This is a genomic window from Salmonella sp. 32082101201600294FB01SM01 (assembly GCF_017572865.1).
Lineage (GTDB): Bacteria > Pseudomonadota > Gammaproteobacteria > Enterobacterales > Enterobacteriaceae > Salmonella > Salmonella enterica.
The window spans coordinates 82,485-107,970 of the sequence record NZ_JAGESB010000005.1 but is presented as its reverse complement, the minus strand read 5'-3'; the positions used below and the strand labels follow the sequence as shown (position 1 = coordinate 107,970).

Below are 25,486 nucleotides of genomic sequence, written 5' to 3'. Positions count from 1 at the left end.
GGGCCGTCAGTTTTAAGGGCTGATGGTTTTCAGCGGGATGTCAGGCTGCGGCGTCCCGCTGCCCTGCTGCAACATTGGCTGGGAATGGTTTAGCATCCGGTCCGGATTTCCGCTGCCGCTGAGCATTCCGCCCTGCGTATTGGGCAGCGTTTGCTGACCGAGCATACCGTTGCCCGGCTGTCCCTGCTGAACCCGCTGCGTATTGGCATTCAACTGCGACTGTAGATTTTGCTGCTGGCTGCGCGCCTGCGTTTGCATCTGTTGTTTCAACATACCCTGCTGCTGAATCTGCTGCGTTTGCATCTGCGTCTGCATACGCTGCTGGCTGGGGATCTGATAACCTGGCTGATTAGGATTATTCATAGTGTTAATTGGCTGGGCCAATACAGCAAAGGGTAACAAAGCCGTAATAAGTAGTAAGCGTTTCATTGTCGTCTCCTCCCGATGAGGCCTCTTTTTAAGTGTACCTCTATTTCGCCATGATGATGATTTTTTAAGCGTTGTGGACCAGGATTAAACGGGACATACACCCATTTATCTGGAGAAAAACAACGATGAAACCAACGTTTATGCGCTGGGTGGCGATCGCCGCTCTGCTGGCCGGGGGGACGTTTAGCGCGGTGGCCAATCCTCCCGTCGCGCCGCCAGTCTCCTATGGTGTTGAAGAAGATGTCTTTCATCCTGTGCGGGCGACGCAAGGGATGGTGGCGTCCGTGGATGCAATGGCGACGCAGGTTGGCGTGGATATCTTAAAGCAGGGCGGTAATGCCGTGGATGCCGCCGTCGCCGTGGGCTATGCGCTGGCTGTCACGCATCCGCAAGCCGGGAATCTGGGCGGCGGAGGATTTATGCTGCTGCGCACTAAAGATGGCGCTACCACGGTGATCGATTTTCGTGAAATGGCGCCTGCTGGCGCGACCCGTGATATGTTCCTCGACGAGCAGGGTAACGCCGATGCGAAAAAGTCGCTGACGTCGCATCTGGCATCCGGTACGCCGGGTACCGTGGCGGGGTTCTCGCTGGCGCTGGAGAAATACGGCACGATGCCGCTGAATAAAGTGGTGCGTCCGGCGATGACGCTGGCGGAAGAGGGTTTTGTGGTTAACGATGCGCTGGCCGACGACTTAAAAACTTACGGCAGCGAAGTGATCCCTAATCATGAGAACAGCAAAGTCATTTTCTGGAAAGACGGCGAGCCGCTGAAAAAAGGCGATAAGCTGGTCCAGAAGAATCTGGCGAAAAGCCTGGAAATGATTGCTGAAAATGGCCCGGATGCGTTTTATAAAGGGGCGATTGCTGACCAGATTGCCGGAGAAATGCAGAAGAACGGCGGTCTGATGACCAAAGAGGATTTAGCCAGCTATAAAGCCGTTGAGCGTTCGCCAATCAGCGGTGACTATCGCGGGTATCAGGTCTTCTCCATGCCGCCGCCATCCTCGGGCGGTATTCACATCGTGCAAATTCTCAATATCCTTGAAAATTTCGACATGAAGAAGTACGGCTTTGGCAGCGCCGATGCCATGCAAATCATGGCGGAAGCGGAAAAATACGCCTATGCCGACCGCTCAGAGTATCTGGGTGACCCGGACTTTGTGAAAGTGCCGTGGCAGGCGCTGACCAACAAAGCCTATGCGAAAACGCTGGCCGATCAAATTGATATCAACAAGGCCAAACCTTCCAGCCAGATCAAACCTGGCAAGCTCGCCCCGTATGAAAGCAACCAGACCACCCACTTCTCGGTGGTGGATAAAGGCGGCAATGCTGTGGCGGTGACCTATACCCTGAACACCACCTTCGGCACAGGAATTGTGGCGGGAAATACCGGTATTCTGCTGAATAATCAAATGGATGATTTTTCTGCTAAACCCGGTGTACCTAATGTTTATGGCCTGGTGGGCGGCGATGCTAACGCGGTCGGTCCGAAGAAGCGTCCGCTGTCGTCGATGTCGCCGACTATCGTCGTTAAAGACGGGAAAACCTGGCTGGTGACCGGCAGTCCTGGCGGTAGCCGTATTATTACTACCGTACTGCAAATGGTGGTCAATACTATTGATTTTGGCATGAACGTCGCCGAAGCGACCAACGCGCCGCGTTTCCATCATCAATGGTTGCCGGACGAACTGCGGGTAGAAAAGGGCTTCAGCCCCGATACGCTGAAGTTGCTGGAACAGAAAGGGCAGAAAGTCGCGCTGAAAGAAGCGATGGGCAGCACCCAAAGTATTATGGTTGGACCGGATGGCGAACTGTACGGCGCGTCTGACCCGCGTTCGGTGGATGATTTAACGGCGGGATACTGATTTTTAATTCCAGGCCCGGTGTCAGACACCGGGCTATTTGCAGATTATGCCGTGAGTAATCGGGCTGGATTATCAATACAAAGCTTGCGCAGAGTATCGTTGTCTACTCCGCGAGCAGCCAGATAGGCGAGGAAGACATTCGGGACAAACCCCCAGCCATTTCCGCCATTTTTCGCCCACATCTGTTTGAGAAAAACATCATGGCTTAAAACGATTTGGTCGGCGTAACCCAGTGCAATCAGATTCGCTACTGCATCTGCGGTCTCCTGAACGCCCGGCGCGACACCTTCTTTTGGGAAGGTGATGTCCAGACCAATCATGTCAAATTCAAGCCATACGCCACGGTCGAGCATTTTACGTTGATAGACGACATCTTTTCCTGAAGGATCCGAATGCGCCAGCGAGACTTTTGCCGGAGAGACGTTCATTTCTTCCAGCACGATATCCAGCACCTCATCACCCAGTCGCAGCCACCCTGGCATATGGATATTCATCGCCGTGTGGGGGTTGTTACATTGTGCCAGAGACGCTGCCCGCAGGCTGTTACGCTCCGCTTGGGTAAACGCGGGGGATACACCGATTTCACCGATCATGCCAGCGCGAATATCCGTCTCGCCAATACCCTGATTCAGTTCTTTATCAATGAGTGAGGCTAACAGTTCAACAGGTTTATGGATCCGAGTGCTTTCAAATTTCTCCAGATAAGGTCCGGATGACGCAACGATATTCAAACCCGTTTTTAAGGCAACTTCTCGCAGCGCTGAGGCGTCCCGTCCAATGGATTCTGATCCGGTGGCGTCGACAATCGTCCTGCCGCCCAAAGACATAAAGTTATTGATTTCGAAGATAACATCATCAATCTCTTTGCGGTCCATGTTATCGGCGCAGCAGTATGGGTCGTGTTTCAGCCCCCACTGCAGGTCAGCACTGACTTTCTTTCCCACCAGTTGCTGTGAAAAAGCATAATGTGGCTCGTCTACGACCGAAGACAGATCGTTAAACAGATGTTCATGCGGTAGCGTCAGCCCCATATCCGTATGCGCCACCGGGCCTGTTACGGTTTGCAGGAAACCTTTCATTCTGACACCTCCATTCTTTGCGCCATTTTGGATGCTCTGTATTCAGGGATGGTGGTCACAATCGCACCGACTAACGCGAACAGCGTACCGATGATGGTGACCAGGTAGACCGTATTGCCTAATGAAGGGATCAATTCATCAATTAGCACTGAGCCAAGCAGTTGGCCTGCTGTTGACGCTACGCCCAGCATCAATAGCCCTAAGCCTCTCACCAGAATCGCCATTAGCCCGATGGACAGCAGACCCAGCGGACCACCGAGATACATCCACCATGTATCGGGTAACTGGATGGTGACATGGCCTAATGCGATACGTATCGCCAGCGCTGCGCCCAGGACACAAAAGCCGACGATGAAGTTCCATGTAATGGACACCAGCATGGAGCCCGTTGCCTCGGCGACTTTAGCATTCCCCGCAGGCTGCCAGCCAGCGAGTAACCCTGCCAAAAAGGGGAGGATAGCGAGCAGGATAAACGAGGTTGAGTGCCACTGTGGCGACACGACAAAAATGGTGGCGATAACGGCGAATAATGCGCCAGTAATGCGCCATGGCGTAAAATATTTCTTCTCCTCCACACCGATGCCAAAACGGTCGCACAGCAGGCCGGAAAGGAGCAGGGCGGAAATTAATGCCGTTTGAAAGGTGGCAACGCCCAGCGCGCTGGCGGATGCGCCTTCGGAAAATACGACCATCGCCCCGCATAATCCTGCAAACCAATTCCATAGCGGGATTTTTCTCTTTTTAATCAGAGTAGGGATTGAGGCGAATTGCTGGCGTGTTTCTTTGCGCGCAATAATAATAAAAAACATGACGACCAGACCGCTGGCAAACGAGATTACTGCGCAAGCATTACCGTCTTGTAACCAATGTCCTAACTGCCCATTAACGGCAGACTGCATCGGAGAAAGCATACCGGCTAAGATGGTGGCAAGCATCAGTAAGGGGGTTGAGTACTTATTCTTGTTCATACATCAATCCTTATATTTTATAAAAGGAGTAACTTTCGTTACTCCATTGTTTTTTATTTTCTGGCGATGAATTGAAGCGTGTTGACCCACAGGTCGGTATAAAACGGCCATGACATAAACTGCTGGGTTCCCCAGTGTGGGGAGCAGTCACTCATAAAGCAGGCGGTTTTACCCTGTTGGTATTCACCGAACACTAACAATGGGTCATTATTTATTGTTAATACGACATCGGCATCGTCTCTGGCGACGGCCTGGTTATATCCAAGAAATACCGGATAATCTGAGAACCCGTTAACAACAGGATGTTCAGGTGAGACAGCCTCAGCACAAATACCCTCTGGCTTTTCTACCCGGTCATCGCCATCAAGCATAATAACTGGCAGAACCTCAGCAAGAACGGTGTTCTTATAATTGGCTTTTGCCTCAATACCCATAAATGACAGGTAACCACCAATCATGAGTAGTCCACCGCCATTTTTGACGTACTCTTTAATGGACTCCAGAGCGTCTGGTTTTATTTTTAGCTGATAAAATGTCTCGTTTTGCAACAGGAAGGTATTACTACCAATGTCGCTAATAACAATCACATCGTAACGGTTTAATTCGTCAACACTCTCTGGAAAGGCAATTTGTACCGTGTGGGCAGGCATGTAATCAATATCAACGCCGCCTTTCCTCAGGCATTCCAGTAACCATGTAGCGCCTTCTTCATATTTACTGGAGGTGAAACTGTCATAACCTTTTGAATGAATCATATGAATATGCCAGGATTCTCCAATAAAGAGCACCTTTAGTTTTTTCTGCGTATTGTTCATAGTCTGCTCCTTGATTTAGTGAGTAGAGATAGTTTGTTTGTAATGTGAACCCTGAATACGATGAAGAACGGAGTCGTTTTCCGGCATATCAGAGGCATTAGGCGTTTCAACCGCAAGTGAGGCAAATGCGCTGGCGTAGCACAATGCGGATGCCAGTGACTTTCCTTTTGCAAGACCAGATGCGAGGGCGCCATTGAAAGCGTCACCCGCTCCCGCAGTATTTTTTACAACTGCCGGAAATGCCGGGGAATAGATGAATTGTGTGCCATCATAAGCAAGCGAACCTTTGCTACCTAATGTTATAATGGTATTTTTGACGCCTTTCTGATGAATAATTTTGGCCGCGCATTTGGCTGATTCGATATCATTAACCGCCATATTGGCCAGCAGGCCTGCTTCCGTTTCATTTGGCGTAATATAGTCAATGTTATCAATGATAGTGTTAACCATGTCATTGTATGGCGCTGGATTGATGATGACCGGTATGTCATTTTTTTGTGCGAGACGAATTGTTTGCTGCAGCGCTTCGTAATTCGTCTCCAGTTGGACAAGAACAATATCTGAATGAATAATGGCTTCTTTCTGAATGGTGATTTCATCAGGGGAAATTGTCATGTTGGCGCCAGGGTAGATAGCGATGACGTTATCTCCGGTATCTCCATTCACCATGATGGTTGCTGTACCTGTTTGTGTTTCTTTGGTCTGGTAGATAACACTTTTATGGATTTTTGATGAGTTTATAAAATTAATGGCGTAATCACTAAAATGATCTGAGCCGACTTTAGTAATAAAATGCACATCAGAGTCGGCATAGCTTGCTGCTAATGCCTGATTACATCCCTTACCGCCGGGTGAAAAAATAAATTTATCGGCAAGCAATGACTCTCCCGTTGAGGGTAATCTCGGTAGATAACTGATAATATCAACATTGAACGAGCCAATAACACATACATTATTTTTCATGGCAGAGAGACCTTTTTTATTTTTCTGCGCTGATTCATATTTTTCCAGCACATAAGCAATTTCATTTTTTGCGACGTTATCAAGAGAATCAAGGGTAATAAATGCACCACCATGACAGCGAGTAAGATATCCCTGTCCGGCAAGTTCATTGAGATCTGAACGAATAGTTTCCTTTGTTACCTTGAGACTTTTCGCCAGATTTGAAACTTTTACAACTCCCGAAATACTGAGTTCCTTCAATATTCTATGATGGCGTTCAAATTTCATTTTTTACCTCACCGTGGTTAAATTAGTCCCGGGAGGAGTATATTGTTGTGATTGTCACCATAAAGTGATGGCAGAAACCAAAAAAAAACAAAAATGTAATATTAATATTGCTAAAATTACGGAAAAAACGGTGATAAAGCTTAAAGTGGTAATAACCATGAAATTCAGGTGGTTATTGTTTTGATATAGGGGAAGTAGGTTGCAATAACTGGAATGTTGTGAAGGTTTGTGACGTTTCGCCCCACAGGGTGGGGCGGGGAAGCGCTATTTCACGCGCGCCATAAAGTACGCATCAACGTACTCACCGTTGCGCAGGCCGTATTTCTTACCGGTGCCTTCGATTTCAAAGCCGTACTTCTTATACACCGCCACCGCGGGCTCGTTATCAACAAATACCGTTAACTCGATACGCTCGACGCGCAGCCAGTTGTCACACATGTCGATCATCGTGCGGATCAGCGCGCTGGCAATGCCGCGATTGTGCCACCGGGCATCCACGCAGATACCAAAATCGGCCACGTGGCTGCGGCGGGGACGTTGGGTGACCTGAATAGAAAGATGGCCAACGACAATATCGTCAATGCAGGCAACCAGTTGTTTAACCCCGGCTTGCTCGGTTAGCCGCGCCTGCCACATTTCGAGGGAAGGATGAGGAACCTGTAGCGTGTTGTGGTACACCTCCGGCTGGGCGTGGATCTGACGAATGGCGTCGTAATCTTTCGGTTCAGCGTGGCGTATCACTATTTCACTCATTCCTTATCTCCTGCAGGGGTAATTGTGTATTTACACTCGCTGAGAAAGAAAATTCCGTCAACCGCATTTTTTTGCAAAAAGAAGTAGACAAGTGCGAATGAGAATGATTATTATTGCCGTGCGTTCAGGGGAACCCCTACGGAGAACCTGAAAGCACGACATTGCTCACATTGCTTCCAGTATTACTTTAGCCAGCTTTTGCTGGCTTTTTTTTGGGTTTTGTTTCAGCCTGGCTTACTTGTCATTTTGTCCCCGGGAAGTGCTCGTGCTCCTCACGTACATTTAGTACGCTCCGGGCCCTGCGCGCTTGCCGTGAACAAACTGACCGCGACGCCGACGGCCGATCTTGAGGCATCTGCTTTTGTAGGCCCGAAAAGTCTTCTCCGCCACCGTCAAAGAATCCAACATTCAGTCTCCTCACGCTTTGCGCTATGGTGTAAACAATCATCTTCAAAAGGATCGTCTCATGACCTTACACTGCGCATTTATTGGATTCGGCAAAAGTACCACCCGTTACCATCTCCCCTATGTTCTGAATCGGAAAGATACCTGGCATGTCGCGCATATTTTCCGTCGTCACGCTAAACCGGAAGAGCAGGCGCCGCAGTATTCACATATTCACTTCACCAGCGATCTGGATGAGGTGTTGGGCGATCCGCAGGTAAAACTGGTGATCGTCTGTACGCATGCTGACAGCCATTTCGAATACGCCAAACGCGCGCTGGAAGCGGGTAAAAATGTGTTGGTTGAGAAACCTTTCACGCCGACGCTGGCGCAGGCAAAAGTGTTGTTCGACCTGGCGCGAAGCAAAGGACTGACCGTTACGCCGTATCAGAATCGGCGTTTTGATTCCTGTTTTCTCACGGCTAAAAAAGCGATTGAGAGCGGGAAACTGGGCAAGATTGTCGAAGTTGAAAGCCATTTTGACTACTACCGACCCGTGGCGGAAACCAAACCGGGCCTGCCGCAGGATGGCGCTTTCTACGGACTTGGCGTCCATACGATGGATCAAATTATTTCGCTATTTGGCCGTCCGGATCATGTCGCGTATGACATTCGCAGTCTGCGCAATAAAGCGAATCCGGATGACACCTTCGAAGCGCAACTATTTTATGGCGATTTGAAGGCTATCGTTAAAACCAGCCACCTGGTGAAAATTGATTACCCGAAATTTATCGTGCATGGGACTAAAGGTTCGTTTGTGAAGTACGGTATCGATCAACAAGAAACCAGCCTGAAAGCGAACATTATGCCCGGTGAACCCGGTTTCGCCGCTGACGAATCCGTCGGCGTGCTGGAATATGTTAACGATGACGGTGTTACGGTGAAAGAAGAGGTGAAACCGGAAACGGGTGACTATGGTCGTGTTTATGATGCGCTGTACCAGACGTTGACCGTCGGTACGCCTAATTACGTCAAGGAATCTGAAGTTCTTACCAATCTGGAAATCCTCGAACGTGCTTTCGAACAGGCATCGCCTGCGACGATAACCCTCGCTAAATAGCCCTTACAGACTCCTCTGCGCTTATTCATATTTTTTGAACAGAGGAGTCAATTTTCACCCTCTATGATCCCGGACGGAATGAGTCCACACTTATTCCATCGAAAACATCTGGGGGTGAACACAATGATCTACTTACGCAAAGCAAACGACCGCGGTCATGCGAATCATGGCTGGCTTGACTCCTGGCATACCTTTTCTTTTGCCGATTATTACGATCCGAACTTTATGGGGTTCTCGGCGCTGCGTGTGATTAACGACGATGTGATCGACGCAGGCCAGGGGTTCGGCACGCATCCGCATAAAGACATGGAAATTTTGACCTATGTGCTGGAAGGCGCCGTAGAACACCAGGATAGTATGGGCAATAAAGAACAGGTTCCGGCAGGTGAATTCCAGATTATGAGCGCCGGGACCGGCGTTCGCCACTCCGAGTACAACCCGAGCAAAACGGATCGTCTGCGGCTGTACCAGATCTGGATCATTCCGCAAGAAACCGGCATCACGCCGCGCTACGAACAGCGTCGCTTCGACGCCGCGCAGGGCAAGCAACTGGTGCTTTCGCCAGATGCTCGCGATGGTTCGCTGAAGGTCCACCAGGATATGGAGCTGTACCGCTGGGCGCTGCTCAAAGATGAACAGTCGGTGCATCAGATTGCCGCTGAGCGCCGCGTCTGGATCCAGGTGGTAAAAGGTAACGTGACCATTAACGGTACTAAAGCCACCACCAGCGATGGTCTGGCGATTTGGGATGAGCAGGCAATCTCGATTCATGCCGACAGCGACAGTGAAGTGTTGCTGTTTGACTTGCCGCCAGTTTAACGTGCTGTAACCTTTTGTAGGCCGGATAAGACGCGAAAGCGTTGCCATCCGGCTTTTCATCGTTTGTCATTAATTCCGCACGTCCGTGGTAAACTGGGCAAATCTATCCCTTTTATACCTTTCAGGACGATGAAAAAGAAAAGACCCGTACTTCAGGATGTGGCCGACCGTGTGGGCGTGACCAAAATGACGGTCAGCCGTTTTTTGCGTAATCCGGAGCAGGTCTCCGTCGCGCTGCGGGGTAAAATTGCGGCTGCGCTTGATGAGCTCGGGTACATTCCTAATCGCGCGCCTGACATTCTTTCCAACGCCACCAGCCGCGCCATTGGCGTTCTGCTGCCGTCTTTAACCAACCAGGTCTTTGCGGAAGTGTTACGCGGCATTGAGGCTGTCACCGACGCGCATAGTTATCAAACCATGCTGGCGCACTACGGCTATAAACCGGAGATGGAGCAGGAGCGCCTGGAATCGATGCTCTCATGGAATATCGACGGCCTGATCCTCACTGAGCGTACCCATACGCCGCGCACTTTAAAAATGATCGAAGTCGCCGGGATTCCGGTGGTGGAACTGATGGACAGCCAGTCGCCGTGTCTCGATATTGCCGTCGGTTTTGATAACTTCGAGGCCGCACGCCAGATGACCGCCGCGATTATCGCGCGTGGTCATCGTCATATCGCCTATCTGGGGGCGCGCCTCGACGAACGTACTATCATCAAGCAGAAGGGTTATGAACAGGCGATGCGGGACGCAGGCCTAGTTCCTTACAGTGTGATGATGGAGCAATCTTCATCCTACTCTTCCGGTATCGAACTCATGCGCCAGGCGCGACGCGAATACCCACAGCTTGACGGTATTTTTTGCACCAACGATGACCTGGCGGTGGGGGCGGCCTTCGAATGCCAGCGCCTGGGGCTAAAAATCCCGGACGACATGGCGATCGCCGGGTTCCACGGTCATGACATCGGCCAGGTGATGGAACCGCGTCTGGCAAGCGTCCTGACGCCGCGCGAGCGAATGGGCAGCATTGGCGCGGAACGTCTGTTGGCCCGCATTCGCGGCGAAACGGTCACGCCGAAAATGTTAGATTTAGGTTTCACCTTGTCACCGGGCGGATCTATTTAGTCTGACAACTTTGAAGTAGCTCACACTTATTCACTTTTGGCACGAATGGTCATTGCGTCGTGAATGGTGCGGTTGGACAATGTTACCGATAACAGTTACCCGTAACAAATTTTGCAACTTGTAGAGTGGGGGCCCGCTTTGAGCACGACTAATCATGATCACCACGTTTACGTTCTGATGGGCGTATCAGGCAGCGGTAAATCCGCTGTCGCAAGCGCCGTGGCGCATCAGCTTCATGCCGCGTTTCTGGACGGCGATTTTCTGCATCCGCGCTGCAATATTGAAAAAATGGCTTCCGGCGAGCCGTTGAATGATGATGACCGCAAACCGTGGTTACAGGCGCTGAACGACGCCGCTTTTGCGATGCAGCGTACCAATAAAATCTCGCTGATTGTCTGTTCCGCACTGAAAAAACACTATCGCGACCTGCTGCGCGAGGGAAACCCGAACCTCTCCTTTATCTATCTGAAAGGTGATTTCGACGTCATTGAAAGCCGTCTGAAAGCGCGCAAAGGTCATTTCTTCAAAACCCAGATGCTGGTGACGCAGTTTGAAACGCTGCAAGAGCCGGGTGCCGACGAACGCGATGTTCTGGTGGTGGATATCGACCAGCCGCTGGAAGGCGTCGTGGCGAGCACCATTGAGGTCATCAATAAAGGCAGTACGCTGTGAGTACATTAACACTGGTTTTAACCGCCGTCGGTTCCGTCTTACTGCTGCTGTTTCTCGTGATGAAGGCGCGTATGCACGCCTTCGTCGCGTTAATGGTCGTCTCAATGGGCGCGGGGCTTTTTTCAGGGATGCCGCTTGATAAAATCGCCGCGACCATGGAAAAAGGGATGGGCGGCACGCTGGGCTTCCTGGCGATTGTGGTCGCGCTGGGGGCGATGTTCGGTAAAATTCTGCATGAAACCGGCGCGGTCGATCAGATAGCCGTCAAGATGCTTAAATCCTTTGGCCATAACCGCGCGCACTATGCGATTGGCCTGGCCGGCTTGATTTGCGCGCTCCCGCTGTTCTTTGAAGTGGCGATTGTGCTGCTGATAAGCGTGGCGTTCTCAATGGCGCGTCATACCGGCACAAACCTGGTGAAGCTGGTCATTCCGCTGTTTGCGGGCGTGGCGGCAGCCGCGGCGTTTTTGTTGCCTGGGCCTGCGCCGATGCTGCTGGCTTCCCAGATGCATGCTGATTTCGGCTGGATGATCCTGATTGGGCTGTGCGCCGCCATTCCTGGCATGATTATCGCCGGGCCGCTGTGGGGGAATTTTATCAGCCGTTACGTTGAGCTGCGTATTCCTGACGACATTACCGAGCCGCATCTGGGCGAAGGCAAAATGCCTTCTTTCGGCTTCAGCCTGTCGCTGATCCTGCTGCCGTTGGTGCTGGTAGGACTGAAAACGATCGCCGCGCGTTTTGTGCCGGAAGGTTCCACCGCTTACGAATGGTTTGAGTTTATCGGCCACCCCTTCACTGCGATTCTGGTCGCTTGTCTGGTAGCGATTTACGGCCTGGCGATGCGTCAGGGGATGCCGAAAGACAAAGTGATGGAAATCTGCGGCCACGCGCTGCAACCGGCGGGCATTATTCTGCTGGTGATTGGCGCAGGCGGGGTGTTCAAACAGGTACTGGTTGACTCCGGCGTCGGCCCGGCGCTGGGCGAAGCGTTAACCGGTATGGGACTGCCGATTGCCATTACCTGCTTTGTACTGGCGGCGGCGGTGCGCATCATTCAGGGTTCCGCGACCGTGGCGTGTTTAACCGCGGTCGGTCTGGTGATGCCGGTCATTGAGCAACTGAATTTCTCCGGCGCGCAGATGGCGGCGCTCTCTATCTGTATCGCCGGCGGTTCAATTGTGGTTTCTCATGTTAACGACGCCGGCTTCTGGCTGTTCGGTAAATTTACCGGCGCGACCGAAGCGCAGACGCTGAAGACCTGGACGATGATGGAAACTATCCTCGGCACGGTCGGCGCGATTGTCGGAATGATTGCTTTCCAACTGCTGAGCTGAGTCTTGTTGCCCGGTGGCGCTGTGCTTACCGGGCCTGGAAACGGGCACATATCGACACCGTAAGCTGGGTAAGGCGTAATCGCTACCCGGTTTTTTTATTGAGGTGTGCATGGCAATCGCCCAACGACATTTTGCCTCGCCATGTTTCAGTACGCGCATAAAAGCAGGCAAATTTCTACGCTGATCCATAATTAGGATCAATAAAACAGCGACGGAAATGATTCCCTTCCTAACGCAAATTCCCTGATAATCGCCACTGGACTTTCTGCTTGCGCGGTAAGGCAGGATAAGTCGCATTACTGATGGCTTCGCTATCATTGATTAATTTCACTTGCGACTTTGGCTGCTTTTTGTATGGTGAAGGATGCGCCACAGGATACTGGCGCGCATACACAGCACATCTCTTTGCAGGAAAAAAACGCTATGAAAAATGTTGGTTTTATCGGCTGGCGCGGAATGGTCGGCTCTGTTCTCATGCAACGCATGGTAGAGGAGCGCGATTTCGACGCTATTCGCCCTGTTTTCTTTTCTACCTCCCAGTTTGGACAGGCGGCGCCCACCTTCGGCGACACCTCCACCGGTACGCTACAGGACGCTTTTGATCTGGATGCGCTAAAAGCGCTCGATATCATCGTGACCTGCCAGGGCGGCGATTATACCAACGAAATTTATCCAAAGCTGCGCGAAAGCGGATGGCAGGGTTACTGGATTGACGCGGCTTCTACGCTGCGCATGAAAGATGATGCCATTATTATTCTCGACCCGGTCAACCAGGACGTGATTACCGACGGCCTGAACAATGGCGTGAAGACCTTTGTGGGCGGTAACTGTACCGTTAGCCTGATGTTGATGTCGCTGGGCGGTCTCTTTGCCCATAATCTCGTTGACTGGGTATCCGTCGCGACCTATCAGGCCGCCTCCGGCGGCGGCGCGCGCCATATGCGCGAGCTGTTAACCCAAATGGGTCAGTTGTATGGCCATGTCGCCGATGAACTGGCGACGCCGTCTTCCGCAATTCTTGATATTGAACGCAAAGTTACGGCATTGACCCGCAGCGGCGAGCTGCCGGTTGATAACTTTGGCGTACCGCTGGCGGGAAGCCTGATCCCCTGGATCGACAAACAGCTCGATAACGGCCAAAGCCGCGAAGAGTGGAAAGGCCAGGCGGAAACCAACAAGATCCTCAATACTGCCTCTGTGATCCCGGTTGATGGTTTGTGTGTGCGCGTCGGCGCGCTGCGCTGTCACAGCCAGGCGTTCACCATCAAGCTGAAAAAAGAGGTATCCATTCCGACGGTGGAAGAACTGCTGGCGGCACATAACCCGTGGGCGAAAGTGGTGCCGAACGATCGTGATATCACTATGCGCGAATTAACCCCGGCGGCGGTGACCGGCACGTTGACTACGCCGGTTGGTCGTCTGCGTAAGCTGAACATGGGGCCAGAGTTCTTGTCGGCGTTTACCGTAGGCGACCAGTTGTTATGGGGCGCCGCCGAGCCGCTGCGTCGAATGCTGCGCCAGTTGGCGTAGTAGCTATTGCAGCGCTTATCGGGCCTGCGTGTGGTTCTGTAGGCCGGATAAGGCGTGTCAGCGCCGCCATCCAGCAATATCCGCCAGATAAGGTGTAGTCGGCAAGCAGACGTCAGATTGATATGTAGGGTGCATCGTCACCCTTTTTTTTGCGTAATACAGGAGTAAACGCAGATGTTTCATTTTTATCAGGAGTTAAGCAGAGCATTGGCTATTCTTTAAGGGTAGCTTAATCCCACGGGTATTAAGCCTAACCTGAAGGTAGGACGACGCAGATAGGATGCACAGTGTGCTGCGCCGTTCAGGTCAAAGAAGTGTCACTACCTGATGTTGAATTCAGTGAGATGGAGTGACGCCACAAAACAGGATGACAAACCATGTCCAGTCGTATCGATAGAGACGTGATTAATGCGCTAATTGCAGGACATTTTGCGGACCCTTTTTCCGTACTCGGAATGCACCAGACCCAAGCCGGACTAGAAGTCCGCGCCCTATTACCTGACGCCACCGACGTATGGGTGATTGAACCCAAAACCGGACGTAAAGTCGGCAAACTGGAATGTCTCGACGCTCGCGGTTTTTTCTGCGGCGTTTTACCCCGACGTAAAAATTTCTTTCGCTATCAGCTCGCCGTGACCTGGCACGGACAGCAGAACCTCATCGACGATCCTTACCGTTTTGGTCCATTAATACAGGAAATGGATGTCTGGCTATTGTCGGAAGGCACCCACCTGCGTCCTTATGAAACGCTGGGCGCGCACGCCGATACGATGGATGGCGTCACCGGCACCCGTTTCTCCGTCTGGGCGCCTAATGCTCGTCGCGTTTCGGTTGTCGGGCAATTCAACTATTGGGATGGGCGTCGCCACCCGATGCGTCTGCGCAAAGAGAGCGGTATTTGGGAGCTGTTTATCCCCGGCGCGCATAATGGACAACTGTATAAATTCGAGCTGCTTGATGCGAATGGTAATCTGCGCATTAAAGCCGATCCCTATGCTTTTGAGGCGCAGATGCGTCCGGAAACGGCGTCGATGATTTGCGGACTGCCGGAGAAAGTGACGCCAAGCGAAGAACGACAAAAAGCCAATCAGTTTGATGCGCCGATCTCGATTTATGAGGTGCATTTAGGTTCATGGCGCCGCCATACGGATAACAATTTCTGGCTGAGCTATCGTGAGCTGGCGGATCAGCTTGTGCCTTACGCCAAATGGATGGGCTTTACGCACCTTGAACTCTTGCCGGTCAACGAACATCCGTTTGACGGCAGTTGGGGCTACCAGCCGACCGGCCTCTACGCGCCGACCCGCCGCTTTGGTACGCGGGACGACTTCCGCTATTTCATCAATGCGGCCCATGCGGCGGGCCTTAACGTCATTCTCGACTGGGTGCCGGGCCATTTCCCGTCCGATGAATTTAGCCTCGCGGAGTTTGACGGCACCCACCTCTATGAGCACAGCGATCCGCGCGAGGGCTATCACCAGGACTGGAATACGCTGATCTACAACTATGGTCGTCGTGAAGTCAGTAATTATCTGGTGGGCAACGCCCTGTACTGGATGGAGCGTTTTGGGATTGATGCGCTGCGTGTCGATGCGGTGGCCTCTATGATCTACCGCGACTACAGCCGCAAAGAGGGCGAGTGGATACCGAACGAGTTCGGCGGTCGTGAAAACCTGGAAGCCATTGAGTTTCTGCGTAATACCAACCGCATTATTGGCGAGCAGGTGCCCGGCGCGGTCAGCATGGCGGAAGAGTCGACAGACTTCTCTGGCGTGACGCGTCCACCGGAAACGGGCGGCCTGGGGTTCTGGTACAAGTGGAACCTGGGCTGGATGCACGACACGCTGGACTATATGAAGCTGGACCCAGTGTACCGCCAGTATCATCACGACAAGCTGACCTTTGGTATGTTGTACAACCATACCGAAAACTTTGTTCTGCCGCTGTCGCACGATGAGGTGGTTCACGGCAAGAAATCCATTCTCGATCGTATGCCGGGCGATGCGTGGCAAAAATTTGCCAACCTGCGCGCCTATTATGGCTGGATGTGGGCCTTCCCCGGCAAGAAACTGCTGTTTATGGGGAATGAGTTTGCCCAGGGACGCGAGTGGAACCATGACGCCAGCCTCGACTGGCACTTGCTGGAGGGGGGCGATAACTGGCACCACGGGGTTCAGCGTCTGGTACGCGATCTCAACCACACCTATCGCCACCATAAAGCGTTGCATGAGCTGGATTTTGATGCTTACGGCTTTGAGTGGCTGGTGGTCGATGACAATGAACGCTCGGTACTGATTTTTGTACGCCGTGATAAAGCCGGTAACGAGATCATCGTCGCCAGCAACTTTACGCCCGTTCCTCGCCACGACTACCGTTTTGGCATCAACCAGCCGGGACGCTGGCGTGAAATTCTCAATACTGATTCGATGCATTATCACGGTAGCAACACCGGCAACGGCGGCGTGGTGCACAGCGATGAGATCGAAAGCCATGGCCGTCAGCACTCTCTTAGCCTGACGTTACCGCCGTTGGCGACGATCTGGCTGATGCGGGAGGGGGAATGACGCAGCTTGCGATCGGCGAAGCAACGCCGCATGGCGCAACGTATGACGGTCATGGCGTGAATTTCACGCTCTTTTCCGCCCATGCGGAGCGCGTAGAGCTGTGCGTTTTTGATTCCCGAGGGAATGAGCGCCGCTATGACCTGCCAGGACGTCGCGGCGATGTCTGGCATGGTTATCTGGCAGGCGCCAGGCCTGGTTTGCGCTATGGCTATCGCGTACATGGCCCGTGGCAGCCAGCGCAGGGGCATCGGTTTAATCCGGCGAAGTTACTGCTTGATCCTTATGCGCGCCGGGTGGAGGGCGAACTAAAAGATCATCCGCTGTTGCACGGCGGACACGATGAACCGGATTACCGCGATAACGCGGCGGTGGCGCCGAAAAGCGTGATAATCAGCGACCATTATGACTGGGAAGATGACGCCGCGCCGCGCACGCCGTGGGGAAAAACGGTCATCTATGAAGCGCATGTCAAAGGGCTGACCTACCTGCATCCGGAACTCCCCCAGGAGATACGCGGCACCTATAAAGCGCTCGGTCATCCGGTCATGGTGGCGTATTTCAAACAGCTTGGCATTACGGCGCTGGAACTGTTGCCGGTGGCGCAGTTTGCCAGCGAGCCGCGCCTGCAACGTATGGGACTGACCAATTATTGGGGTTATAACCCGATGGCGATGTTCGCGCTGCATCCCGCCTGGGCCAGTTCGCCCGAGACGGCGCTGGACGAGTTTCGCGACGCGGTGAAAGCGCTGCATCGCGCGGGGATTGAGGTCATTCTGGACATCGTATTAAACCATAGCGCCGAGCTGGATCTGGACGGTCCAACCTTCTCCCTGCGCGGAATTGATAACCGTAGCTATTATTGGATAAGGGACGATGGCGATTATCACAACTGGACGGGGTGCGGCAACACGCTCAATTTAAGCCATCCTGGCGTGGTGGAATACGCGTGCGAGTGTTTGCGCTATTGGGTGGAAACCTGTCATGTCGATGGTTTTCGTTTTGATTTGGCGTCCGTCATGGGGCGCACGCCGACGTTTCGCCAGGATGCGCCGCTGTTCGCCGCGATTAAAGCGTGTCCTGTGTTATCAACGGTCAAGCTGATTGCTGAACCGTGGGATATTGGCGAGGGCGGCTATCAGGTCGGGAATTTTCCGCCACCGTTTGCCGAGTGGAACGATCATTTTCGCGATGCGGCCCGCCGATTCTGGTTGCCGCGTAACCTGACGACGGGGGAATTTGCCTGTCGTTTCGCCGCTTCCAGCGATGTGTTTAAACGCAATGGTCGCGCGCCCGGCGCCTCTGTCAATCTGCTCACGGCGCATGACGGTTTTACGCTCCGGGACTGCGTCTGTTTCAATCAGAAACACAATGAGGCGAACGGTGAGGAAAATCGCGACGGCACCAACAGCAATTACAGCGACAATCATGGTAAAGAAGGATTAGGCGGTCCGCTTGATTTAATGGAGCGGCGGCGCGACAGCATTCATGCCCTGCTGGCGACGCTACTGCTCTCTCAGGGAACGCCGATGCTGCTGGCAGGCGATGAACATGGCCATAGCCAGCACGGCAACAATAACGCCTACTGTCAGGATAATGCCTTAACCTGGCTGGACTGGCAGCAGGCAAACCGTGGGTTAACCACGTTTACCGCCGCGCTGATTCGTTTGCGTCAGCAGATACCGGCTTTAACCGGCAATAGCTGGTGGGAAGAAGGCGATGGCAACGTGCGTTGGCTGAATAAAAACGCGCAACCCTTGAGTGCGGATGAGTGGCAAAACGGGCCTAAGCTGATGCAAATTCTGTTGTCGGACCGTTTTCTGATTGCGATAAATGCCACGCTTGAGGTGACAGATATAGTTTTACCCGAAGGGGAATGGCGCGCCGTTCCCCCATTCGCTGGAGAGGATAATCCGGTGATAACGGCGGTCTGGCAGGGACCTGCGCATGGACTGTGTGTGTTCCAGAGAGGATAAAAAAGGAGTTAATCATGGTGAGTTTAGAGAAGAACGATCGTGTAATGTTGGCGCGCCAGCTGCCACTGAAATCTGTTGCCCTAATCCTGGCTGGTGGCCGCGGCACGCGTCTAAAAGATTTAACGAACAAACGCGCCAAACCAGCCGTCCACTTTGGTGGGAAGTTCCGCATCATCGATTTCGCCTTATCTAATTGTCTGAACTCCGGGATTCGCCGTATCGGCGTGATCACTCAGTATCAGTCCCACACGCTGGTGCAGCACATTCAGCGCGGCTGGTCACTGTTTAGCGAAGAGATGAACGAATTTGTCGATCTGCTGCCAGCTCAACAGCGTATGAAGGGCGAAAACTGGTATCGCGGCACGGCAGACGCGGTGACCCAGAACCTGGATATTATTCGTCGCTATAAAGCGGAATATGTCGTCATCCTGGCAGGCGATCATATCTATAAGCAGGACTACTCGCGTATGTTGATCGATCACGTTGAAAAGGGCGCGCGTTGCACGGTGGCCTGTATGCCGGTGCCGATCAAAGAAGCGACGGCGTTCGGCGTGATGGCGGTCGATGAAAGCGACAAGATTATTGATTTTGTCGAAAAACCGGCGAATCCCCCCGCAATGCCTGGTGACGCCAGCAAATCGCTGGCCAGTATGGGCATTTACGTTTTTGACGCCGATTACCTGTATGAATTGCTGGCGGCAGACGATAAAGATGACGCTTCCAGCCACGATTTCGGTAAAGACATTATCCCCAAAATCACCCGCGAAGGTATGGCTTACGCGCATCCTTTCCCGCTCTCCTGCGTGCAGTCCGATCCGCAAGCCGAACCGTACTGGCGCGATGTAGGTACGCTGGAAGCTTACTGGAAGGCGAACCTGGATTTAGCCTCGGTGACGCCGGAGCTGGATATGTATGACCAGAACTGGCCTATTCGTACGCATATGGAATCGCTACCGCCTGCGAAATTCGTGCAGGACCGCTCCGGTAGCCACGGTATGACGCTGAACTCGCTGGTCTCCGGCGGCTGCATTATCTCCGGTTCGGTGGTGGTGCAATCTGTGCTCTTCCCACGGGTGAGAATAAATTCTTTTTGTAATATTGATTCGGCAGTGTTGTTACCTGAGGTTTGGGTAGGACGCTCCTGCCGTTTACGTCGCTGTGTTATTGACCGTGCCTGTATTATCCCGGAAGGCATGGTGATTGGTGAAAATGCGGAAGAGGACGCTCGTCGTTTCTACCGTTCAGAAGAAGGTATTGTACTGGTCACGCGTGAAATGCTGCGCAAACTGCAGGTCAAACAGGAGCGATAATGCAGGTTTTACATGTATGTTCAGAGATGTTCCCCCTGCTGAAGACTGGGGGTCTGGCGGATGTGATAGGCGCGTTGCCTGCGGCACAAATTGCGGATGGTGTTGATGTTCGCGTTCTGCTTCCAGGGTTTCCCGATATCCGTCGGGGGATACCCGACGCGCATGTGGTGAGCCGCCGCGATACTTTCGCAGGTAAGATATCGCTGCTGTTCGGGCATTATAACGGCGTGGGCATTTATCTGATCGACGCGCCGCATCTGTACGAGCGTCCAGGCAGTCCCTATCACGATACGAATTTATATGCTTATACCGATAACGTGCTGCGCTTTGCCCTGTTAGGGTGGGTCGGCTGTGAAATGGCCTGCGGACTTGATCCATTCTGGCGCCCCGACGTGGTGCACGCCCATGACTGGCACGCCGGGCTGGCGCCCGCCTATCTGGCGGCGCGCGGGCGGCCGGCGAAATCGGTCTTTACCGTACACAACCTGGCCTATCAAGGCATGTTTTATGCAAAGCATATGGATGACATCGAACTGCCGTGGTCATTCTTTAATATGCATGGGCTGGAGTTCAACGGACAACTCTCCTTTTTGAAGGCCGGTTTGTACTATGCCGACCATATTACGGCGGTGAGCCCGACCTATGCGCGTGAAATTACTGAACCGCAGTTTGCTTATGGTATGGAAGGGCTGCTGCGCCAGCGTCATCTGGAAGGGCGCTTGTCCGGCATACTGAACGGCGTGGATGAGAAGATCTGGAACCCGGAATCCGATCTGCTGCTGGCGTCGCGCTACACGCGCGATACCCTGGAAGAGAAGGCGGAAAACAAACGTCAGCTACAAATTGCGATGGGGTTGAAGGTTAACGACAAAGTGCCGCTGTTCGCCGTGGTAAGCCGTCTGACCAACCAGAAAGGTCTGGATCTGGTGCTGGAGGCGTTACCGGGGCTGCTGGAGCAGGGCGGGCAGTTGGCGCTACTCGGCGCGGGCGATCCGGTGCTTCAGGAGGGGTTCCTCGCGGCGGCGGCGGAACACCCAGGGCAGGTTGGCGTACAGATCGGCTATCACGAAGCTTTCTCGCATCGCATTATGGGCGGCGCGGACGTCATTCTGGTGCCCAGTCGTTTCGAACCGTGCGGCTTAACGCAGTTATATGGCTTAAAGTATGGCACGCTGCCTCTGGTGCGGCGTACCGGGGGGTTGGCCGATACGGTCTCCGACAGTTCGCTGGAAAATCTGGCGGACGGTATCGCCAGCGGTTTTGTCTTCGAAGACAGTAACGCCTGGTCGTTGCTACGCGCGATTCGGCGTGCTTTTGTGTTGTGGTCACGGCCTTCGCTTTGGCGGTTTGTACAACGGCAGGCGATGGCGATGGATTTTAGCTGGCAAGTTGCCGCGAAATCATACCGCGAGCTGTACTATCGCTTGAAATAGTCATCCAGGAATCATTTATATGAATGCTCCGTTTACTTATGCATCGCCCACACTCAGCGTTGAGGCGCTTAAGCATTCTATTGCCTATAAGCTGATGTTTACGATTGGTAAAGACCCGGTCATTGCCAATAAACATGAATGGCTGAACGCCACATTGTTCGCGGTGCGCGATCGTCTGGTGGAGCGCTGGCTGCGTTCTAATCGAGCCCAATTATCGCAGGAAACCCGGCAGGTTTATTACCTGTCGATGGAGTTTTTGATTGGTCGTACCCTCTCTAACGCGCTGCTCTCGCTGGGCATTTATGATGACGTTAAAGGCGCGCTGGAGGCCATGGGCTTAGATCTCGAAGAGCTGATCGATGAGGAGAATGACCCAGGGCTTGGCAACGGCGGCTTAGGACGGCTGGCGGCTTGCTTCCTGGACTCGCTGGCGACGCTAGGATTACCGGGTCGCGGGTATGGCATTCGCTACGATTACGGCATGTTTAAGCAGAATATTGTCGACGGGCGGCAAAAAGAATCTCCGGATTACTGGCTGGAATATGGCAACCCGTGGGAGTTCAAGCGCCACAATACACGCTATAAAGTGCTTTTTGGCGGGCGCATTCAGCAGGAAGGTAAAAAAGCGCGCTGGATTGAGACGGAAGAGATTCTGGCCGTCGCGTATGATCAGATTATCCCCGGTTACGACACCGACGCCACTAACACACTGCGGCTGTGGAATGCGCAGGCCAGTAGTGAAATCAACCTCGGTAAATTCAACCAGGGCGACTACTTTGCGGCGGTGGAAGATAAAAACCACTCTGAGAACGTTTCACGGGTGCTCTACCCGGACGATTCCACCTATTCCGGACGAGAGCTACGCCTGCGTCAGGAGTATTTTCTGGTCTCGGCGACAGTGCAGGATATCCTGCACCGTCATTATCAACTGCATAAAACCTATGAGAATCTGGCGGATAAAATCGCCATTCACCTCAACGATACCCATCCGGTGCTGTCAATTCCGGAGCTGATGCGTCTGCTGATTGATGAACATAAATTTAGCTGGGACGACGCGTTTGAGGTGTGCTGTCAGGTCTTCTCTTATACCAACCATACGCTGATGAGCGAGGCGCTGGAAACCTGGCCTGTCGATATGCTGGGGAAGATTCTGCCCCGTCACCTGCAGATTATCTTCGAGATTAACGACTATTTCCTGAAAACGTTGCAAGAGCAATATCCCAACGATACCAGCCTGCTTGGACGCGCGTCGATTATTGATGAGTCGAACGGTCGCCGGGTACGGATGGCCTGGCTGGCGGTGGTGGTCAGCCATAAAGTCAACGGCGTTTCTGAACTCCATTCCAACCTGATGGTGCAGTCGCTGTTCGCGGATTTTGCGAAGATTTTCCCGACCCGTTTTTGTAACGTCACTAACGGCGTTACGCCGCGCCGCTGGCTGGCGTTGGCAAACCCGCCGCTGTCTGACGTGCTGGATGAGAATATTGGTCGTACCTGGCGTACCGATCTTAGTCAGCTCAGCGAGCTGAAACAGCATTGTGATTATCCGCTGGTCAATCATGCTGTGCGTCAGGCGAAGCTGGAAAATAAAAAACGGCTGGCGGTAGTGATAGCGCAACAACTGAATGTGGTGGTAAACCCTAAAGCGTTATTTGACGTGCAGATTAAGCGTATTCACGAATACAAGCGGCAGTTGATGAACGTACTGCATGTCATTACCCGCTATAACCGTATTAAAGAAAATCCGGAGGCCGACTGGGTGCCGCGGGTGAATATTTTTGCCGGTAAGGCGGCTTCCGCCTATTACATGGCAAAACACATTATTCATCTGATCAACGACGTGGCGAAAGTGATTAACAACGATCCGCAGATTGGCGACAAGCTGAAAGTGGTGTTTATCCCGAACTACAGCGTCAGCCTGGCGCAGGTGATCATTCCCGCTGCCGACCTGTCTGAGCAGATTTCGCTGGCAGGAACAGAAGCTTCCGGCACCAGTAATATGAAATTTGCCCTGAACGGCGCGCTCACCATTGGTACGCTGGATGGCGCGAACGTAGAGATGCAAGAGCATGTCGGCGAGGAGAATATCTTTATCTTCGGTAATACTGCCGAAGAGGTGGAAGCGTTGCGCAGGCAGGGTTATAAGCCTCGCGACTATTATGAAAAAGATGAAGAGCTACATCAGGTACTGACGCAGATTGGTAGTGGCGTCTTTAATCCGGAAGAGCCAGGCCGTTACCGCGATCTGGTAGATTCGCTGATTAACTTTGGCGATCACTATCAGGTGCTGGCGGACTACCGCAGCTACGTGGATTGCCAGGATAAGGTGGATGAGTTGTATCGTCGCCCGGAAGAATGGACGACGAAAGCGATGCTCAACATTGCCAATATGGGCTACTTCTCATCGGACAGAACCATCAAAGAGTATGCCGAAAATATCTGGCATATTGATCCGGTGCGGTTGTAAATCGCGATGCCGGCGGCGCTTCGCTTGCCCGGCCTACGTTTATGTATCCTTGTAGGCCGGATCAGGCGTTAGCCGCCATCCGGCATTTTTCTCAGGACGCCAGTGAAAGCTGGTGTTTCTCAACATACGCCGCCAGCCACTGAGTGATGCGGGACTGCTGTTCGGCGGTCAGCCACATGCCTTCTTTGGTGCGACGCCAGATAGCGTCTTCAGTACGGCGCACCCATTCGTGATCCACCAGGTACTTGAGTTCCGCTTCGTAAAACTCATGACCGAAATCTTCGCCTAAATCAAGCAGTGACGTAGCTTCGCCGAGAATCCACTCCGTGTTGCTACCGTAAGTGCGCGAATAGTGGCGCGCCAGCGATTCCGTCAGGAACGGATAACGACGACGCAGCTTCGCCGCGTAATCTTCGCGGCTGCCGTCGATGTCGCCGCCGGGCAGTACGCACGTTTTGGTCCATGCCGGCCCGATGCCTGGATAATAAGACGCCAGTTTTTCCATCGCGTGTTCGGCCAGCTTACGGTAGGTCGTGAGCTTACCGCCAAACACGGAAAGCAGCGGCGCTTTGCCGTTTTCATCATGGATATCCAGGGTATAATCGCGAGTGATCGCCTGCGGTGAGTCGGACTCATCATCGCACAGCGGACGGACGCCGGAGTACGTCCAGACGATGTCATCGCGCCCCAGTTGTTTCTGGAAGTGCGCGTTATAGACCTTCAACAGGTAATTAATTTCGCTCTCTTCGATTTTTACCGCTTTCGGATCGCCTTTATATTCGACATCGGTTGTGCCAATGATCGAAAACTCCTCCATCCACGGAATGACAAAGACGATACGTTTATCTTCGTTTTGCAGAATATACGCCTGCTTCTGATTATGGACGCGCGGCACGACGATATGGCTGCCTTTGATCAGGCGGATGCCATACGGTGACGGCAGATGCATCCCTTCGTCGAAGAACTGTTTGACCCACGGTCCGGTGGCGTTAACCAGTCCGCGCGCCTGCCAGACATATTTTTTACCGGTGTCGATATCTTCCGCTTCGACAATCCACAGGCCATTTTCCCGACGAGCGGCGGTTGCGCGAGTACGGGTAAGGACTTCGCCGCCTTTACGCACCACCATCTGTGCGTTAGCCAGCACCAGACGCGCATCGTCTACCCAACAGTCGGAGTATTCGAATCCGCGCACGATTTCAGGTTTGAGTACCGAATCTGCGCCAAACCGCACACCGGTGGAACCGGGTAAACTGGTACGTTTTCCGAGGTGATCGTACATAAACAGACCGATACGGATCATCCAGGCCGGACGTAAATGCGGGCGGTGCGGCAGACGAAAACGCATCGGGAAGGCGATGTGCGGCGCCATTTTCAACAGCACTTCACGTTCTGCCAGCGCTTCGCTGACCAGACGGAACTCGTAGTGTTCAAGGTAGCGTAAGCCGCCGTGGATAAGTTTCGAACTGGCGGAAGAGGTTGCGCAGGCCAAATCCTGCGCTTCCAGCATGAGTACGGACAAACCGCGTCCGGCGGCATCAGCCGCGATGCCTGCACCGTTAATGCCCCCGCCTATCACGATCAGATCTTTGGTTTCCATGCTGCCCTCT

The 25,486-nt window shown here is 53.0% G+C and carries 19 protein-coding genes and 1 pseudogene; 12 read left to right on the top strand and 8 right to left on the bottom strand.

The window, feature by feature from the left end:
- Nucleotides 1-12: 12 nt before the first annotated feature.
- Nucleotides 13-429 carry a DUF2756 family protein gene (locus J4645_RS18770; RefSeq protein WP_000826042.1) on the bottom strand — a complete coding sequence of 139 codons (417 nt, stop codon included), beginning with the start codon at nt 427-429 and terminating at the stop codon, nt 13-15.
- Nucleotides 430-554: 125 nt separating this feature from the next.
- Here J4645_RS18770 and ggt point away from each other — a divergent pair, with 125 nt between their 5' ends.
- Nucleotides 555-2,297 carry a gamma-glutamyltransferase gene (ggt, locus tag J4645_RS18765; RefSeq protein ID WP_023215171.1) on the top strand — a complete coding sequence of 581 codons (1,743 nt, stop codon included), beginning with the start codon at nt 555-557 and terminating at the stop codon, nt 2,295-2,297.
- 44 nt (nt 2,298-2,341) lie between these two features.
- Here ggt and J4645_RS18760 read toward each other — a convergent pair whose 3' ends face one another.
- From J4645_RS18760 to yhhY, 5 genes are all read right to left on the bottom strand, one after another.
- Nucleotides 2,342-3,376 (bottom strand): phosphotriesterase, encoded by a 1,035-nt coding sequence (locus J4645_RS18760; protein WP_000675710.1) that lies wholly within the window; start codon nt 3,374-3,376, stop codon nt 2,342-2,344.
- The gene (locus J4645_RS18755) at nt 3,373-4,344 is read right to left on the bottom strand and encodes a DMT family transporter (protein WP_001038949.1); all 972 of its coding nucleotides are present in this window, start codon (nt 4,342-4,344) and stop codon (nt 3,373-3,375) included. The genes J4645_RS18760 and J4645_RS18755 overlap by 4 nt, the downstream gene beginning before the upstream one ends.
- Nucleotides 4,345-4,397: 53 nt before the next feature.
- On the bottom strand, nt 4,398-5,159 hold the full coding sequence (locus J4645_RS18750) for a glutamine amidotransferase (protein ID WP_208209002.1): 762 nt from the start codon (nt 5,157-5,159) through the stop codon (nt 4,398-4,400).
- Between the two features lie 15 nt (nt 5,160-5,174).
- Nucleotides 5,175-6,389 (bottom strand): PfkB family carbohydrate kinase, encoded by a 1,215-nt coding sequence (locus tag J4645_RS18745; RefSeq protein ID WP_000667447.1) that lies wholly within the window; start codon nt 6,387-6,389, stop codon nt 5,175-5,177.
- A gap of 264 nt (nt 6,390-6,653) precedes the next feature.
- On the bottom strand, nt 6,654-7,142 hold the full coding sequence (gene yhhY, locus J4645_RS18740) for an N-acetyltransferase (protein WP_001290279.1): 489 nt from the start codon (nt 7,140-7,142) through the stop codon (nt 6,654-6,656).
- A 466-nt stretch (nt 7,143-7,608) separates the two neighbouring features.
- Here yhhY and J4645_RS18735 point away from each other — a divergent pair, with 466 nt between their 5' ends.
- From J4645_RS18735 to gntU, 5 genes are all read left to right on the top strand, one after another.
- Nucleotides 7,609-8,646 (top strand): oxidoreductase, encoded by a 1,038-nt coding sequence (locus tag J4645_RS18735; protein WP_000172401.1) that lies wholly within the window; start codon nt 7,609-7,611, stop codon nt 8,644-8,646.
- Nucleotides 8,647-8,769: 123 nt separating this feature from the next.
- Nucleotides 8,770-9,465, top strand: coding sequence for a pirin family protein (locus J4645_RS18730; RefSeq protein WP_000639789.1), 696 nt, complete (start codon nt 8,770-8,772; stop codon nt 9,463-9,465).
- A gap of 129 nt (nt 9,466-9,594) precedes the next feature.
- Nucleotides 9,595-10,590 carry a gluconate operon transcriptional repressor GntR gene (gene gntR, locus J4645_RS18725; RefSeq protein WP_023215170.1) on the top strand — a complete coding sequence of 332 codons (996 nt, stop codon included), beginning with the start codon at nt 9,595-9,597 and terminating at the stop codon, nt 10,588-10,590.
- 138 nt (nt 10,591-10,728) lie between these two features.
- Nucleotides 10,729-11,262, top strand: coding sequence for a gluconokinase (gntK, locus tag J4645_RS18720; RefSeq protein WP_000108342.1), 534 nt, complete (start codon nt 10,729-10,731; stop codon nt 11,260-11,262).
- Nucleotides 11,259-12,599 (top strand): gluconate transporter, encoded by a 1,341-nt coding sequence (gene gntU, locus J4645_RS18715; protein ID WP_000105950.1) that lies wholly within the window; start codon nt 11,259-11,261, stop codon nt 12,597-12,599. The genes gntK and gntU overlap by 4 nt, the downstream gene beginning before the upstream one ends.
- Here the strand turns inward: gntU and J4645_RS18710 are convergent.
- A pseudogene (locus tag J4645_RS18710) lies at nt 12,522-12,896 on the bottom strand (MarC family protein); the annotation flags it as partial. The gene gntU and the pseudogene J4645_RS18710 sit on opposite strands and share 78 nt — an antisense overlap.
- A gap of 126 nt (nt 12,897-13,022) precedes the next feature.
- On the opposite strand from J4645_RS18710, the gene asd reads away from it, so the two are divergent.
- The 6 genes from asd (at nt 13,023) to glgP (ending at nt 23,876) form a co-directional block, all read left to right on the top strand.
- The gene (asd, locus tag J4645_RS18705; RefSeq protein ID WP_000799940.1) at nt 13,023-14,129 is read left to right on the top strand and encodes an aspartate-semialdehyde dehydrogenase; all 1,107 of its coding nucleotides are present in this window, start codon (nt 13,023-13,025) and stop codon (nt 14,127-14,129) included.
- A 377-nt stretch (nt 14,130-14,506) separates the two neighbouring features.
- On the top strand, nt 14,507-16,693 hold the full coding sequence (gene glgB / locus J4645_RS18700; RefSeq protein WP_000098558.1) for a 1,4-alpha-glucan branching enzyme: 2,187 nt from the start codon (nt 14,507-14,509) through the stop codon (nt 16,691-16,693).
- Nucleotides 16,690-18,666, top strand: coding sequence for a glycogen debranching protein GlgX (gene glgX, locus J4645_RS18695; RefSeq protein WP_017441607.1), 1,977 nt, complete (start codon nt 16,690-16,692; stop codon nt 18,664-18,666). Before glgB ends, glgX begins: the two co-directional genes overlap by 4 nt.
- A 14-nt stretch (nt 18,667-18,680) precedes the next feature.
- Entirely contained in the window at nt 18,681-19,976 is a 1,296-nt protein-coding gene (glgC, locus tag J4645_RS18690) for a glucose-1-phosphate adenylyltransferase (protein ID WP_000253995.1), read from the top strand.
- A complete protein-coding gene (gene glgA, locus J4645_RS18685) occupies nt 19,976-21,409 on the top strand; it encodes a glycogen synthase GlgA (RefSeq protein ID WP_001197669.1) in 1,434 nt (477 codons plus the stop codon). The genes glgC and glgA overlap by 1 nt, the downstream gene beginning before the upstream one ends.
- Before the next feature lie 19 nt (nt 21,410-21,428).
- Nucleotides 21,429-23,876, top strand: coding sequence for a glycogen phosphorylase (gene glgP, locus J4645_RS18680; RefSeq protein ID WP_000993424.1), 2,448 nt, complete (start codon nt 21,429-21,431; stop codon nt 23,874-23,876).
- 91 nt (nt 23,877-23,967) lie between these two features.
- Here glgP and glpD read toward each other — a convergent pair whose 3' ends face one another.
- A complete protein-coding gene (gene glpD / locus J4645_RS18675) occupies nt 23,968-25,476 on the bottom strand; it encodes a glycerol-3-phosphate dehydrogenase (protein ID WP_000448178.1) in 1,509 nt (502 codons plus the stop codon).
- Between the last annotated feature and the right edge of the window lie 10 nt (nt 25,477-25,486).